Raw genomic sequence first — 15,706 nt, 5'->3', positions numbered from 1 at the left:
TGGCTCGTCGGTGGGATCATTGGCGTCAATATCGTCATGGGTCTGCTCGGGGTTTTGCAGAGCTTTCTCAGTGCACAAGTCGGCGAGGGCTTGCTCTACGACCTGCGCAATAGATTGTTTCTGCGCCTGCAACAAATGTCGCTTTCTTACTACACAACGACGCGCGCCGGGGAGATCGTGGCGCGGGTGAGTAGCGATGTTGGGGCCGTGCAGGGCGTGGCCACGGGCACGGTCATTAGCATTGCCAATAACTTATTGACGGTCATTGCCACCATCATCGTGATCTTTGGGATGAACCCGAGGTTGGCCTTAGTGGCGCTGATCGTCGTTCCAGGGCTGTATCTGCCGACAAAGCTCGTGGGGAAGCTGCGGCGCAAGCTCTCCACCGAGGCGCAGGAGACGCAGGCGGACTTGCTGGCCTTTGTTCAGGAGCGCTTACACGTCGGAGGGATGCTTCTCACGCAGCTCTACGGCCAAGCTCCTGCCGATGCGAGCGCGTTTGAGAAGCTCACGCAACGGGTGAAGGCACTCAACCTCAAACAAACTCTGGCGGGGCGCTGGCTGTTCATGAGCCTGAGCGTCTTCTCGGTGGCGGGCCCCGCGCTGATCTATCTCTTTGGCGGCATCGAGGCGCTCAATAATCGGCTGACTCTGGGGAGCATTATCGCCATTGTCGCCTATCTGGCCAACCTCTACCGGCCTCTCGCAAACCTCGCCAATGTCTACGTGGATGTGCAGGGCGCGCTGGCGATCTTCGAGCGCATTTTCTCGCTCCTAGACCAAGCGCCCGAGATTGCGGATGCGCCAGGGGCTAAGACGCTCGCACAAACCCGCGGCGAGGTGCGCTTTGAGAGCGTCGGTTTCTCCTACCCCAATGCCGCGACGCCCGCTCTTTCCGAGCTCTCGTTTACGATTGCACCGGGCGAGCGCGTGGCGCTGGTCGGGCCAAGCGGCGCGGGAAAGACGACCATTACCTACTTGCTGCCGCGCTTCTTCGACCCGAGCGAAGGCAAGATCACGCTCGATGGCCTGGACTTGCGGGAGATTACGCTGGAGAGCCTGCGCGCCCGGATTGGGATGGTGACCCAAGAGACCTTTCTCTTCCATGCCAGTGTCAAACAAAACCTGCTCTATGCCCGACCCGATGCCACGGAAGACCAGCTCATCGCCGCGGCCAAGTCCGCCCATATCCATGAGTTTCTCGCCGCCCTCCCCGATGGCTACGACACGATTGTGGGGGAGCGGGCGTTCCGGCTCTCGGGCGGGGAGCGTCAGCGGCTCTCGATTGCCCGTGCGCTCCTCAAGAACCCAGAGCTGCTGATCTTGGATGAGGCGACGAGTAGCCTCGATGCAACCTCAGAGTCACTCATCCAAGAGGCGCTAGAGACGCTCCTTCAGAACCGCACCGCGCTGATCATCGCCCACCGGCTCTCGACAATTCGAACGTGCGATAAAATCGTCGTCTTAGAGCAAGGCCGTGTGGTCGAAGTGGGGCCACACGAGGCGCTTCTGGCAAAAAACGGCCTCTACGCCGAGCTCTACCAAAAGCAGTTCCGCACGCCAAGTTCATAGCGTTTATTTTTCGCCGAGGTAGAAACCAGGCTGCGTGGGCTGGTTGTAGCCGACATTTTGCCAGGCGACACTCAGCCGGTACTGCGGGTCGTGGAGGAGCGTGGTGAGGCGATGGCCTGTGGGAATCGTGGTGGTGTAGATACGAAGGGACTTGTTGTCTGCCGTGCGCAGGATCACTTCCTCGCGCCAGTCGCCTAGAATATCGGCACAGAGCGCGGGGTTGGACTTGGTGCCATTGTTACTGACACCGTCATCGGCGGTGAGGAGGGTTTTCTCCGTCTCGGAGGTCCAGTCCCACTTGGTGACTTTGTTACCATCCAGCAGCTCGCGCAGGAAGTCACCGTCCCACCAGACTCCGAAGTTGCAGGAGCGGGGCTTGTTTTTCGAGACCTGCTCCCCTTTCACATTCCAGACACCGCTGAGGCCCTCACCGGATGCCCACATTTCGTAGCCGGGGTAGCGCGGGTCTATGTCAAAGGCGACGCCACGTCCCACATCGGGGCAGGGCTTGCCAAAAATCAGCGAACCGGTGCGGGCATCACGAAACTCCGCGCCGGACTGGTGGTGGTTGTGCTCGTGGATATCAAAGACCTCCAGGCCAGGGCGGCTGGGATCGATATCCGAAAGATGCAGCGCATCGCCGTGGCCGAGCCCCGTGGAGTAGAGCCCCGTGCCGTTGTCGTCAATTGCCATTGCCCCGTAGATAATCTCGTCGCGTCCGTCACCGTCCACATCCCCTACTGAGACATTGTGGTTGCCTTGGCCCCGCCACTTCTTCGGGTCAGCCTGCTTGTCCGAGTCGAAGACCCAGCGCGACGAAAGCTTGCCGCCGCGCCAGTCCCAGGCGGCCAGCACCGTGCGGGTGTAGTAGCCCCGGCAGAAGACCAGGCTGGGATGCTTACCATCTAAGTAGGCAACACAGGCCAGAAAGCGGTCCACGCGGTTGCCGTAGCCATCGCCCCAGTCCTCAGCTTGTCCGCGGGCAGGAACATAGCTTGTCGTGGCGAGCGCCTTGCCCGTCTTGCCCTCGAAGACAGTCAGAAACTCGGGGCCCTCGAGAATGTAGCCCTTGTCGTTGGCCCAGCTCTTGCTCGCATCCCCGATCCCTTTTCCGGTGCCATCCAGCGTGCCATCGGCGGTCTTGCAAGCCAGCTCTGCTTTTCCATCACCATCAAAATCATAGACTAGAAACTGCGTGTAGTGGGCGCCCTCACGGATATTTTTCCCGAGATTGATCTCCCACAGAAACGTCCCATCGAGCTTATAGGCCTGCAGGATCGGCGGGTCTGTCTGTCCCGCTTGGGAGTTGTCTTTGGAGCGCCCTGTCATGTGGACAACCAGCTCCAGCGCACCGTCGCCGTCCAGATCCCCCACCGAGCAGTCGTTGGGTGTGTAGCCTTGCGGAGTGCGAAGCGGCAGTGTCAGATACGGCGTCTCCGAAAGCATCACGGGCTTACTCTGTGGTCCACTTGCTACCTGCACCGTGTAGCGTGCGCCTTTGGGAGCCTGGGGATCCACAAAACAAGTCGCGCCGGTGAGTGGTTTCGGGGTAAGTTTTTTCCCATCGCGCCAGAGCGTGAAGCCAAGCTTGGGAGCATCTGTGCCGAGCGAGCGCCAGCTCACAAAGGCATTGCCATCGCTACCACGCACCGCAACAAGCCCGCGATCTAGCCGCTCCCACGAGCGTGTGGGTGCTTGCGCTCCACCAGCAAGCCCTGCACAAAAAAGCGCCAGACACAACAATACTCTCATCAAGACTCCCTCGTAAAACAACCGGTTTATTCTACCAGAGTCCCCCGGAAATCATCTTATAGAGTTATAGAGAGCCGATTCCCATAGGCTTCCACTTCTAAGTCGCTCACTCTCTTGACCTAAGCGCCGGGGAGTGGGCACCCCGGCGCTTTTTTTATTTGAACCTTTCTTCTCCTTCCCGGAACCAAAGCTCGTATAATACAAACTAAGGGGGTCTAGGGAGATGACGAAGCAACGAAAGTATGGAGCACTGCTCGGCGTACTTGCTCTGGCGGGAGTCGTAGGTGCGACATACCTACGAGGCGGTGAGGTGGTACGCGCCTCTGAGGCTAGTGACGAGGTTGAGGGGCTGCGCTTCCGGCTCTCGGCAGGAAAGCTTGCTGGAGGCGAGAGTCCCACAGAGCGCCTGCCGATCACGCCTGCCCAAAAGCTCTCCGATGCCGACGCTGACAAGATCCTGGCACGGGTGAAGGCCATCGCCACCCAGCCCGATGACGAGAAAGAGTTTGCGCTTCGTGAGGCATCGCTGCCTGCGCCCCGTGCAGGTCAGACCATCACCGCCGAGTTTCCTCCCAAGCTAGCCCCAACACTGGCTCCCCTGATCTCGGGGGCGGGGGGGGGCACACTCACCCTGCGACGCTTCCAGCCCGAGGGAGAAGTCCCGCTGGCAGATCGCGTCAGCCTGACATTCTCACAGCCCATGGTCGCGGTCACCGGCCAGGAAGACGCGGCGGCACGTGTCCCGGTGACGCTCAGCCCCAATGTCCCGGGAAAGTGGCGCTGGCTGGGCACCCAGACCCTGATCTTCGACGCAGGCTCCGGCAAGCGCCTCCCGATGGCAACCGAGTTTTCGGTGAGCCTTCCGGCGGGCACGAAGTCCGTCACCGGTGGCGTGCTGGAGAGAGCGCAGAGCTTTACTTTTAAGACACCTGCCGTTCGCCTGCTAAGCTACGGCCCGGATAATGGCAGCGTCGGCCAGCGCCGCGATCCGCTGATCTGGCTAAACTTCGACCAGAAAATTGATCCCGATGCTGTTCTCAAGACCGTTAAAGTGCTCGCGGGCGATAAGCCCGTCCGGGTTCAGCGTGCCAGCCAGAACGAGCTAGAGAAAGCCGTCGGCAAGAGCGAGACACCCGAGCGCTGGCTGGCCCTCAAGCCCATGGGAATGCTCCCCGGCGATACTCAGATCACGGTGCAAGTCGGCCCCGGAACCCCCAGTGCCGAAGGGTCACGCGTCACGGAGTCGGCGCAGAGCTTCTCGTTTCGCACCTACGGCCCTCTGAAGTTCGTGGAACAGAGCCCCTCTCGTGGGCAGAGTGTCCCGCCCAGTGCGGGCTGGTCGCTCCGCTTCACCAATCCGCTTGATGCCGAGGTTTTCGATCCCGCCTGGGTCACGGTCTCCCCCGCCACGCCTGGGTTGCAGATAACCGCCAGTGGCAACTACCTTCAGCTGTACGGCCTCAAGAAAGCCCGCACGACCTATAAAGTGACGGTCTCGCCGAAGCTCAAGGACAGCTACGGACAGAGCTTAGAGGGCTTCGAGCCCGCTGTTTTCACCGTGGGAGCCGCTGAGCAGCAGCTCTCGGGGCCGTCGCAGATCTTGCTGGTGCCCGATCCCGCAGCGGCTCCCCGCACGGTTTTCTCCAGTGTGAACGTCCCCAGTGTCAAAGTCAAGCTCTACAGCGTGAGTAGTGCCAACTGGGATGCCTGGCGGACGTGGCAGAGCAACTGGGAGGAGCGGCGCAAGGGCGCGACACCTCCGGGTAAGCTGATCAAAGAGCAAGATCTCGTGCTCACCGGTGCGGAGGACACGCTCCACGAGAACGATCTCGCACTCCCCAAAGCAGGCAGCACGCTGATCTGGTGGGAAGCAAACGGCTGGAAAAAACGCAACCCGTACGACGAGCCCCCGCGCGGCGCTGCCTGGGTGCAGACGACAAAAATTGGCCTGACGGCATTTGCCGATGGCGACGATCTCTACGCGCTGGCCACCGAGCTGACGACCGGCAAGCCGATCTCAGGGGCAGAAGTCAGCCTCGTCGGTAGTGGCCAGAGCGCGAAAACAGGCCGCGATGGCCTGGTCAAACTAGTGCTGAGCGAGAAACCGGGCACGATGCTGGTCGCCAAGCGTGGCAGTGACAGCGCGTTTCTGCCGTCACGGTTCTGGCGCTGGGACGAGAGTACCTGGCGCAAGCAAGGGCGTGGGACGCAGTCGCTCTGGTTTGTCTGGGACGATAGGCAGCTCTATAAACCGGGCGAGAAAGTGCATGTCAAAGGCTGGGTACGCCAGCTTCCCGGCACCAAGCTCGCCACGCTTTCTCTTCCCGCAAGCGCCCCTCTGACCTGGCAGCTCAACGACAGCCAGGGCAATGAGGTTAAGAAAGGCGAAGCCAAGCTCAATGCGTGGGGCGGCTTTGATGTGGCCTTTGAGCTTCCCAAGACCATCAACCTGGGACAGACCAATCTGATGTTTAACGGGGCAGGTGGCGCGACCAATCATAGCTTTAATGTGCAGGAGTTCCGTCGCCCGGAGTTTGAGGTCTCGGCGAAGAGCGAGAGCGCCGGGCCGCATGTTGTCGCCGATCCAAAAGGCGCGGATATCTCTGCCAAAGCGGTCTACTACGCCGGTGGCCCCCTGCCTGGCGCACAGACCACCTGGACCGTAAGTGCGACTCCTAGTAGCTACACCCCGCCAGGCCGGAGCGAGTTTACATTTGGGAAGTGGACTCCTTGGTGGAGCTTCGGCGGCTTCGACGAGGACATTAGCCTTCGTGGAGGTCGGCGTGGCTTTGGCGGAGGCGGGTTTGGTCGCCAAGCCAATCTGAGCCAGAACTTTACGGGCGCTACCGACCCGATGGGCGTGCATCGGCTGCACTTAGATTTTGACGGTGTCAAGCCCGCACAGCCCTACTCCGTGAGCGCACAGGCCGTGATCCAGGATGTCAACCGTCAGGCACTGGCAGCCAGCACGTCGCTTCTTATCCATCCCTCGGCGCGCTATGTTGGGCTGCGCAGCAAGACAACCTTTGTCGCTGCGGGCAAGCCGCTGGTGCTGGAGGCGCTGGCGTGCGACATTGACGGCAAGGCCGAGCCGGGCCAGGAGATTCAGCTGCGCGCCGCTCGCCAGGAGTACGAGTGGAGCAAGGGCCGCTACCAGCTTGTCGAAAAAGACATCCGTGAGTGGACGGTGCGCTCGGGCGAGAAGCCTGTCTCCACCGAGCTTGGCGCTCCCGCAGGCGGGCAGTGGAAGATCAAGGCCACGGTGCGCGATAGTAAAGAGCGGCCTAATGAGAGCGAGCTGACACTCTGGGTGGCGGGCGGCAAGCCTAGCCCGCGCCGTGACTTGGCGCAAGAACAAGTCACCCTGATCCCGAGCACGAAAGAGTACACGCCCGGCCAGACCGCCGAGATTCTGGTTCAGGCTCCGTTCTTTCCCGCTGAGGGCGTGCTGACCCTGCGGCGTGATGGCGTGATCCGGACCGAGCGCTTTAGTGTTACCGGCCCGACGTACACCGTCAAGATTCCCATTCAGGAGGCGTATCTCCCCAATATCCACGCTCACATCGAGCTTGTCGGAGCCGCTGCCCGCACCGACGACGAGGGCAAGGCTCTCGAAAAACTCGCCAAGCGTCCGGCCTTTGCCAGCGGCGAGCTGGATCTGTCGGTCTCCACGGCTAGCAAGAAGCTCACCGTCGTTGCCAAACCAAAAATCGCAGCGCTGGCTCCCGGCAGCGAGACCGAGGTTTATGTCAGTGTGAAAGACAGCAACGGCAAACCGATTGCCGGTGGCGAAGTCGCCGTGGCCGTCGTGGATGAGTCGGTTCAGGCGCTTGCAGGCTGGAGCATGGGCGATCTGGTCGCCGCCTTCCATCCCCGCCACGGCAGCGGCGTGAGCGACTGGCACCTGCGCAGCTACGTCAAGCTCGAAGACCCGCTCAAAGTCCAAGATGCAAGCAAAAAAGATGGCGAGGGAGGGGGCATGTCTTTTGCTGGAAGACGCGGCAATGCAATGCCTGGCGGTGGTGGCGGCTTTGGCGGTGGAGCCATGATGGCAGACAGCCTGGGTATGGAGTCTAAGGCTGGTGCACCTAAGCCTGCCCGTGCGATGAAGATGAGATCTGAGCTTGCTGAAGACAAGTCGGGAGCGCCGGAGCCTGCCATCGCGGTGCGTACCAACTTCGACCCTCTGGCGCATTTCTCACCGAGCGTCGTCACGGACTCGGATGGCACGGCGCGGGTGAGTGTCAAGCTACCGGACAATCTCACGCGCTACCGAATCGTCGCCGTGGCGGTGTCCGGTGCGGATAAAGGCGGAAGCGGTGAGTCATCGCTGACGGCTCGCCTGCCGCTCATGGCCCGGCCTTCTGCGCCGCGTTTCCTCAATGTCGGGGATACGTTCGAGCTTCCCGTCGTGCTGCAAAACCAGACCGACACGCCCATGACCGTGGACGTTGCCGTGCGTGCGACCAACGCTACCCTCACCGAGGGTCGAGGGCGGCGCGTGCAGATTCCCGCCAATGATCGGGTCGAGGTTCGCTTCCCCACCGAGTCCGCCAAGCCCGGCACCGCTAGGTTCCAATTTGCGGCCACAAGCGGCAGTGTGGCCGATTCGGCTGAAGTGTCTCTACCCGTCTGGACTCCCGCGACCACGGAAGCCTTCGCGACCTACGGCGTCGTGGACAAGGGCGCGATTGTGCAGCCCGTGCGTGCGCCCAGCGATGCCAACCCCGCGTTTGGCGAGCTCGAGATCACCACTTCGTCCACAGCGCTTCAAGAGCTCACCGATGCCTATATCTACCTGGCCAGCTACCCCTACGGCTGCGCCGAGCAGCTCAGCTCGCGGGTGCTCACGACGGCGGCCCTCAAAGACGTTCTTAGTGCGTTTAAAGCTGTGGGAATGCCCAAAGAGAGCGAGCTGAATGCGGCGATGGCACGCGATCTGGCGCGGCTGGGCGAGCTACAAAACCCCGACGGCAGCTTTGGTTTCTGGGCACGCAACGAGCGCCCGTGGCCCTATCTGGGAGTCCATGTCGCCCATGCACTTGTCCGTGCCAAGCAGAAAGGCTTCGCCGTCCCCGACACGACCTACAAGCGCTCGCTGGCCTATGTAAAGGCAATCGAGAGCAAGTTTGAGGACATTTACTCGCCACGCTGTCGCCGGATGATCACCGCCTACGCCCTCTATGTCCGGCACCTGGCAGGCGACTCGGACAAAGTAAAGGCGAAAGCGCTCCTGGCTTCTGCGCCGCTGGATGAGCAAGGGCCCGAGACCATTGGCTGGCTGCTAAATGTCTTAGCGGGCGACCCCGACCTCACCAGTGTCCGGCGCTGGCTGGACAACAAGGCCACCGAGACAGCGGGCGCGGCGCACTACACGTTCTCGTACAGCGACGGTGCCTATCTGGTTCTTTCGTCGGATCGCCGCGCCGATGGGATCGTCCTGGATGCCCTGATCGCCGACCAGCCGCAGAGTGAGCTGATTCCTAAACTCGTGCGTGGCCTGCTCGATGGCCGCAAGCGGGGCGCGTGGGGCAACACGCAGGAGAACGCGTTTATCCTGCTGGCGCTCGACCGCTACTTCCGCAAGTTTGAAGGCGTCACCCCCGACTTTGTCGCCCGGCTCTGGCTGGGAGAAAAATTCGCCGGGGAGGGCACGTTTAAGGGTCGCACGACGGATCGTATCGCGACAAAAATCCCGATGGCGACACTCACCGAGAAGCCAGGAATGCAGCCGCTGACCATAGACAAGCAAGGTGCGGGTCGGCTCTACTACCGAATCGGGATGCGCTACGCTCCCAAAAACCTCCAGCTGCCTGCCGCCGACTATGGCTTCTCCGTGAGCCGTGTCTACGAAGCGATCGACAATCCCTCGGACGTCAAGCGCGACGCCGACGGCACCTGGGTCGTGAAAGCGGGAGCCAAGGTTCGGGTCAAAGTCACGATGGTGGCCACCACACGCCGCTACCACGTCGCCCTCATCGACCCGATGCCCGCCGGCTTCGAGGCCCTCAACCCCGAGCTACGCGGTACGGAAGCCACCCCCCCCGCCCCCATGAATGGGGGAGCCTTTAATCGGTATTGGTCGTGGTGGCACTGGTACGAGCACCAGAACCTGCGCGACGAGCGAGCGGAGGCGTTTAGCTCCTATCTTTGGGAAGGTGCCTACGAGTACAGCTACATCTGCCGCGCCACGACTCCGGGAAGCTTTATCGCCCCGCCCGCCAAGGCCGAGGAGATGTACGCCCCCGAGACATTCGGACGCAGTGCCTCGGATAAAGTGCGCATCGAGTAGCCCTCCTCCCTCCGCTTCGCTCCCCCCTCCTCCCAATCCTGGGAGGAGGTTTATTTTTTAACGTGAGTTCGGGATAAGATCGGGTCGGGATTCCTGTAAGACGGCTTTGCCGCCCGCAAAGCAGGGATCTACACCGATCCTGCGCCCCACCTTGCCTACGAGATCCGTGTCACGAGGATCTTGCCTGCGGACAATAGCCAAGGGACACTGCAGCCAAGGGACACTGCACATCACCGCCAATGGGATCGCCCAGCCCAACACCTGTTCCGACCAATGGGACGCTCGCGTTCAACTTTATTGACAGCAGCTCTCCTAAACACTACTGCCAGCGGGGCCTTCCCCACCAGCCCCCCTAACACGGGCGGTGCAACCCTCAACGGCACCCTCACCTACGATTTCTAGAGCCCCAGCTGACTCCAGAGGGCGTCCACCCGTTTCTTGATGCTCTCGTCCATCTCGATCACGGGCGGCCAGGGGCGGGTGAAGCCCTCTTCGGGGAGCTTTTGGGTCGCGTCAATGCCCATCTTGGAGCCGAAGCCCATCTGGCGACTGGCGTGGTCTAAAACATCAATCGGGCCTCGGGTGAAGAGCGTGTCGCGCTCGGGGTCAATGTTGTTGGTGGTCACCCAGAGCACTTCTTTGAGGTTCTGCACATCCACCCACTCATCCACGACGATAATCACTTTGGTGAACATCATCTGCCCCAGCCCCCAGATCGCATTCATCACTTTTTGCGCCTGCCCAGGGTAGCGCTTCTTGATCTTAATGATGCAGAGATTATGAAAACATGCCTCAGGCGGTAGGTTATAGTCAATGATCTCAGGCACAAAGAGCCGCACCAAAGGCAAGAAGAGCCGCTCGGTGGCCTTTCCGAGCCACTCGTCCTCAATCGGCGGACGGCCCACGATCGTCGTCGGGTAGACGGGATTTTTCCGGTGCGTGATCGCCGTCACATGGAAGACCGGGTACTCCTCTTCGAGCGTGTAGAAGCCCGTGTGATCGCCAAAGGGGCCTTCCGTGCGGCGCTCGTTTGCAGGGACATAGCCCTCTAGGATAATCTCGGCATCGGCGGGGACTTCGATGTCCTGCGTCTTACACTTCACCAGCTCCACGGGCTTTTTGCGCAAGAAACCCGCGAAGACCATCTCATCAATCATATCGGGAAGCGGAGCCGTTGCGGCGTAGGTCAGTGCGGGATCGCCACCGAGGGCCACAGCGACGGGGATATTGCGGCCCTGCGCCTCGTACTCGCCGTGATGACGATTGCCCACTTTATGGCGCTGCCAGTGCATCCCACAAGTCGTCTCGTCATAGACCTGAACGCGATACATCCCGACGTTGCGCTTGCCGTCCACGCTTTTTGTAAAGACCAGCGGGAGCGTGATAAAGCGCCCACCGTCCAGCGGCCAGCACTTGAGGATCGGCAGCTCCGAGAGCTTGATCTGATCGCCGGTCTTCACCACCTCTTGGCACTGCCCATGACTCACGATGCGCGGCGCGGTATTTTTCGCCAGCTCCCCAATCTGTGGCAAGAGCGCCGCTTTTGCCATCAGGCCGCTGGGCATACTGCTCGGGAGCTTGGTCCACTCCTCGATCTCTTTGGCAATCTCTTCAATGTCCCCCACGCCCAGCGCCATACTCATGCGCTTGCGGGTTGCGAACACGCCAATTGCGAGGGGCATATTGCTGCCCTTGGGGTTCTCGAAGAGCAGCGCGGGGCCACCGGAGCGCACCACCCGGTCGGCGATCTCGGTGATCTCCAGTACCGGGTCAACGGGTGTCTTAATGCGCTTGAGCTCACCCTCTTTTTCTAGTTTTTCTAAGAACTCTCGAAACCCTGCGTAGGCCATGGTGGTATTACTCCGTGCTATTTTTCACAAAGTATAACCCATAATCGCTTGCTCCGGTTCCCGGCAGGTACAATGCGAGCACTATGCCAAAGATTCCGCAGCTCATTGCTGGCCTTGTTGTACTCGGTGCCGCAGGGGGCGGCTTCTCTTACTGGCGCTCTCGCCCCCCCCAGATCGAGGTGATCCTCCCGCAAACCCGCACCGTGACGGAGAGCATTGCCGCCACCGGGCAGCTTCGCAGTGAGCTAGAGACCAGCGTGGGCGCACGGATCAGCGGGCGTGTGGCAAGTGTATTGGTGCGTGAGGGGGATAAAGTTCGCACGAGTCAGCTCCTAGCCCGCCTCGATGACGAAGTACTGCGCTCTCAGCTCGCGCAGGCAAGGGATGTGGTGCTCACCGCGCGGGCATCGCTGGCCCAGGCCGAGGATGCGGTACGAACCGCCCAGGCACAAGTGGCCGTGGCCGCACGCAAGCCCCTCGCTTCCGATATCACCCGCCTCAAGGCCGACACCAATCAAGCCAGCGCCGTCGCCGAGGCAAAGCTCGCCGGGGCTCGGCAGAGGCTCATTGGCTCTCAGAGGCGGCTGGCGGAGCTGAAAAAAGGGCCGCGCAAAGAGGAGATAGACGCCGCAGAGGCACAAGTCCAGCAGTCCGAGGCGAGCAACGCTCAGGCAGATATTGACCGTAAGCGTCAGGCGCAGCTCGCCAAAGAGGGAGCAGTGGCACAGGCAGCAGCCGATCAATCCGAGACGAACTTCTGGGTGGCAAAACGCATCCTGGAGAACGCACAAGCCAAGCTCCAGCAGCTCAAAGCTGGGACGCGCACCGAGCAGCTAGAGCAGGCGGAGGCCGATGTGCGCACCGCTGAGTCCGAAGTCCGCGCCGCAGAGGCGACGCTTGCTGGGGCAAAGGTGTCGGGGAAGGCGCAGCTCACCAGCCTGCTGGCAAGCCCACGGATCGAGGATGTGACCGTCACACGCAACCGTGTCCGTGAGTCGGAGCGGGCTCGTGAGGTCGCCCGTGCACGCCTAGCCGAGGCGGAGCGTGCGCTGGAGGTGGCCACGAAGCGCCTCGATGATGTGCTGGTCACTGCGCCCTTTGAGGGCACCATCACCCAGATCGTCACGGAGTCAGGCGGAGTCACCGGTCCCAATGCGGCACTGGTGCGGCTCGTGCGGACATCGGTGCCCGAGATTCGGATTGACCTGGATGAAGTGAACTTAGGCAAGCTCCAGACGGGGCAAGAGGCCATTGTGTCGTCGGATGCCTACCCCGGCAAGACATTTAATGCCAAGATCCGTGAGCTGGGTGCCCAAGTAGACACGGAGCGCGGGACGGTCGAGGTGCGCCTGACTCCCGTCAATCCCCCCACCTGGCTCCGTCCCGGCCAGACCCTCTCCGTCAATATCAAGCTCGGGGAGCCCACACAGCGCCTCGTCATCCCGCTCACCACCGTCACGACCATAGGCGGCATCTCGACGGTCTTTGTTGCCGAGAGCGGCGTGGTGAAGAAAAAAGTCATCACCGTCGGCCCACCCGGCCCCGATGGCGTCCCCGTGATCGAAGGGATCGAAGCCACCACGCAGGTCATTCTCACCCCCGTGGGCCGCAAACCCGACGATCCGATTGCCCCTGTGATCGTCAAACCCTCTCCCGGCCCCGGAACAAAGACAAAGTAATGCGATTTGAAAGCAAGCTGGCGTGGCGGCACTTGGTGTCTGGCGGGGGGCAGACGGTGCTGACGGTCTTTGCGGTTGCCATTGCGGTGACGGTGATTATCTTTATCCAGACCCTGATTACCGGAGTCCAGAGGCGCTTTATCGGAGATCTAGTGGGCTCACTGCCGCACGTGACGGTGAAAGCGCCCGATCCGCTCCCCAAGACCCTCGCCGAGGTGACGCAGCAGCGCGACGGCGAGCTCCTCGCGACCAATCAGCAGAAGTCCGTGCAGCAGCGCACCGATCTGGAGCAGTGGCAGAAGCTCGAAGTGCAGCTCTCGCAGTTTCCCCATGTCACCACGGTCGCTCCTGCCGTTCGGGGAAGCGCGTTTCTGATCCGTGGCGAGAAGCGCTTCGCCATCACGATCTCGGGAGCCGAGCCTGCCAAGCAGGAGCGTATTAGCTTCCTCCAGAAAGACCTGATCGCCGGACGCTGGCTGGACCTGCGGCCCGGCGAGATCGTGATCGGGATTCGGCTGGCCGAGGATGCGGGCGTGCGGCTGGGAGATCGGGTGCGAGTTCAGTCGGCGCAGGGCGTGACGGAGAACTACACGATTGCGGGCCTGATCTACACCGGCAACAACGCCACCGACCTCGGGCAGGGCTTTATCACCCTCCGCGATGCCCAGAGCCTCTTTCGCACCGGCCAGAACATCAGCTCTATCCTGCTCAAGCTCGACGATGCCTTTATCGCCGATGCCGTTGCCGATCAGATCAACGCCAGCCTGCCGTATAAAACCGAGTCTTGGATGAAAGACTCTGCGTTTATCCTCAATGCCATTCGCTCACAGAACCAGTCGCGGGACATGATCTGCGGCTTTGTACTGCTCGCCAGCTCGTTTGCAATTGCATCGGTCTTGATTGTCTCGGTGATTCAGAAGCAAAAGCAGATCGGGATCTTAAAGAGCATGGGCGCTAGAGACAAGCAGATTCTCACGGTCTTCACGCTAGAGGGGCTGGGAGTCGCGCTGGCCGGGGCACTCGTCGGCTGTGTCTGGGGCTACGGCATCCTGCGACTCTTAGAGAACATCCCACAGGCCGCACGCTTTGGCAAGGTGGACAAGCTCTTCAACATCATCTACGACCCCGTGATCTTTGGCGGAGCCGCCGGAGCCGCCATCACCGCCACGCTCATCGCCGCCATTCTCCCCGCCAACCGCGCCTCAAAGCTCAACCCCGTCGAGGTGATCCGTGGATAGTCACCTCACGATTGAGGAGCTTCTTCCCCCACACTTTGTTGCTCCGCCTGTCCTTGCCCCTCTAGCCGTTCTGCGGCAAGTCGCGCTACTTTTAGGAGAGCGCACCCACGGAGCAGTTGTCGGTGAGGTGATCCTGGAGGCAAAACAAGACCAAGGGAGCGTCCCTGCTGCTGTTTTTCTGCTTTGTGTCCCCGCTCTGGCAGACTACCGCTTCCCCCTCTTTCAGATTGAGGTGGGTGCACGTGCCTATCCCGTCCGGTTGAAAACCCGTGTCTTTGCGGAGCTAAGTGGCGACCCTAATCTCGACGACTCCGATCGAGTCTTTTTGTACTGCATTCAAGCCACCGGAGGTCAGCCACTGAGCTGTGATTGTCGCAGTGAGGCCGATTTCTTCCGCCTGCTACGAACTCTTTTCTACAGCAAGATCGCAGAGCGTCTGATCGGTAATCTTATTGCTCAGAGCACAACCGTTCTTGATCTAAGCCAAACATCACTAGATGAAATCTTGCCCGTGATTGATACGAACCCGACCACCACCAATACTAACTTGACTATAACTGATACTAATCTAACCACTACTGATACTAACATAACCATCACTGATACGAACCCGAACACCACTGATCCTAGCCCGACCACCAACGATACAACAGAACCGACGCGAAAGCGGCGTACAAAGCGAGCTGAAAATAAAACATCATGATGAATCAGCCTATTGTCCAGACGATTGCGCTACGCAAGACCTACAATCCTGGTACGGATAAGGCCGTGGAGGTTCTCCATGGGGTGGACATGCAGGCGTTTGCGGGGGAGTTTGTGGCCATTATCGGGCAGTCAGGCTCGGGTAAGTCTACGCTACTCAATATCTTAGGAGCGCTCGACACGCCCACCAGCGGGCAGGTGCTCATTGACGGAATTGACATCGCCACTCTCAGCTCCGATGGGCTGGCGAGCCTGCGTGGCACGAAGATCGGGTTTGTTTTTCAGTTCCACCATCTCTTAGACGAGTTCTCCTGCCTGGAAAATGCCCTGATTCCGGTCTCCATCCGCAAGGGTGCGCCCGACAAAGACGACATCGCCTATGCCAGACGCTTACTCATCCGTGTGGGGCTGGAGAGCCAGATGAACAAGCGGCCCAGCCAGATGTCGGGGGGGCAACAGCAGCGCAATGCGATTGTGCGGGCGCTCTGTAACAAGCCCAAGCTGGTGCTCGCCGATGAGCCCACGGGTAACCTAGACTCACACTCAGGTCAAGAGGTCTTCACGCTCATGCGGGAGATCGCAAAGGAGACAGGAGTCGCGTTTCTGATGGTCACCCACGAC

8 protein-coding genes are annotated in these 15,706 nt (G+C 60.8%); 6 read left to right on the top strand and 2 right to left on the bottom strand.

The annotated features are described in order from the left end of the window. On the top strand, positions 1-1,572 hold a 1,572-nt coding region (locus AC1XOS_RS10350), incomplete at its 5' end, for an ABC transporter ATP-binding protein (RefSeq protein ID WP_481962146.1). A 3-nt stretch (positions 1,573-1,575) separates the two neighbouring features. Here the strand turns inward: AC1XOS_RS10350 and AC1XOS_RS10345 are convergent. Next, positions 1,576-3,324, bottom strand: coding sequence for a rhamnogalacturonan lyase (locus tag AC1XOS_RS10345; protein ID WP_481962145.1), 1,749 nt, complete (start codon positions 3,322-3,324; stop codon positions 1,576-1,578). Between the two features lie 223 nt (positions 3,325-3,547). Here AC1XOS_RS10345 and AC1XOS_RS10340 point away from each other — a divergent pair, with 223 nt between their 5' ends. Then, positions 3,548-9,616: an alpha-2-macroglobulin family protein gene (locus AC1XOS_RS10340; protein ID WP_481962144.1), complete on the top strand. Its 6,069-nt coding sequence runs from the start codon at positions 3,548-3,550 to the stop codon at positions 9,614-9,616. 398 nt (positions 9,617-10,014) lie between these two features. On the opposite strand, the gene AC1XOS_RS10335 is transcribed toward AC1XOS_RS10340, so the two are convergent. Beyond that, a complete protein-coding gene (locus tag AC1XOS_RS10335) occupies positions 10,015-11,466 on the bottom strand; it encodes a menaquinone biosynthesis decarboxylase (protein WP_481962143.1) in 1,452 nt (483 codons plus the stop codon). A gap of 83 nt (positions 11,467-11,549) precedes the next feature. Here AC1XOS_RS10335 and AC1XOS_RS10330 point away from each other — a divergent pair, with 83 nt between their 5' ends. The 4 genes from AC1XOS_RS10330 to AC1XOS_RS10315 form a co-directional block, all read left to right on the top strand. Next, positions 11,550-13,145, top strand: a complete 1,596-nt coding sequence (locus AC1XOS_RS10330) for an efflux RND transporter periplasmic adaptor subunit (protein ID WP_481962142.1) — start codon at positions 11,550-11,552, stop codon at positions 13,143-13,145. Then, the gene (locus AC1XOS_RS10325) at positions 13,145-14,383 is read left to right on the top strand and encodes an ABC transporter permease (RefSeq protein WP_481962141.1); all 1,239 of its coding nucleotides are present in this window, start codon (positions 13,145-13,147) and stop codon (positions 14,381-14,383) included. The genes AC1XOS_RS10330 and AC1XOS_RS10325 overlap by 1 nt, the downstream gene beginning before the upstream one ends. Continuing rightward, complete coding sequence (locus tag AC1XOS_RS10320) at positions 14,376-15,086, top strand: hypothetical protein (RefSeq protein WP_481962140.1); 711 nt, start codon at positions 14,376-14,378, stop codon at positions 15,084-15,086. The genes AC1XOS_RS10325 and AC1XOS_RS10320 overlap by 8 nt, the downstream gene beginning before the upstream one ends. Next, positions 15,083-15,706 (top strand): ABC transporter ATP-binding protein (locus tag AC1XOS_RS10315; protein ID WP_481962139.1); only part of this gene is annotated, 624 nt, incomplete at its 3' end. The genes AC1XOS_RS10320 and AC1XOS_RS10315, both read left to right, overlap by 4 nt.

The organism is Armatimonas sp. (assembly GCF_964826245.1).
Note: the sequence above shows the minus strand (reverse complement) of the source record. Positions and strands in the feature narration are given on the sequence as shown.

What these genes read in the sequence shown, in the direction of transcription:
- AC1XOS_RS10335 (WP_481962143.1), bottom strand. Translation starts at nt 11,466, where the DNA reads ATGGCCTACGCAGGGTTTCGAGAGTTCTTAGAAAAACTAGAAAAAGAG.
- AC1XOS_RS10345 (WP_481962145.1), bottom strand. Translation starts at nt 3,324, where the DNA reads ATGAGAGTATTGTTGTGTCTGGCGCTTTTTTGTGCAGGGCTTGCTGGT.
- AC1XOS_RS10330 (WP_481962142.1), top strand. Translation starts at nt 11,550, where the DNA reads ATGCCAAAGATTCCGCAGCTCATTGCTGGCCTTGTTGTACTCGGTGCC.
- AC1XOS_RS10325 (WP_481962141.1), top strand. Translation starts at nt 13,145, where the DNA reads ATGCGATTTGAAAGCAAGCTGGCGTGGCGGCACTTGGTGTCTGGCGGG.
- AC1XOS_RS10340 (WP_481962144.1), top strand. Translation starts at nt 3,548, where the DNA reads ATGACGAAGCAACGAAAGTATGGAGCACTGCTCGGCGTACTTGCTCTG.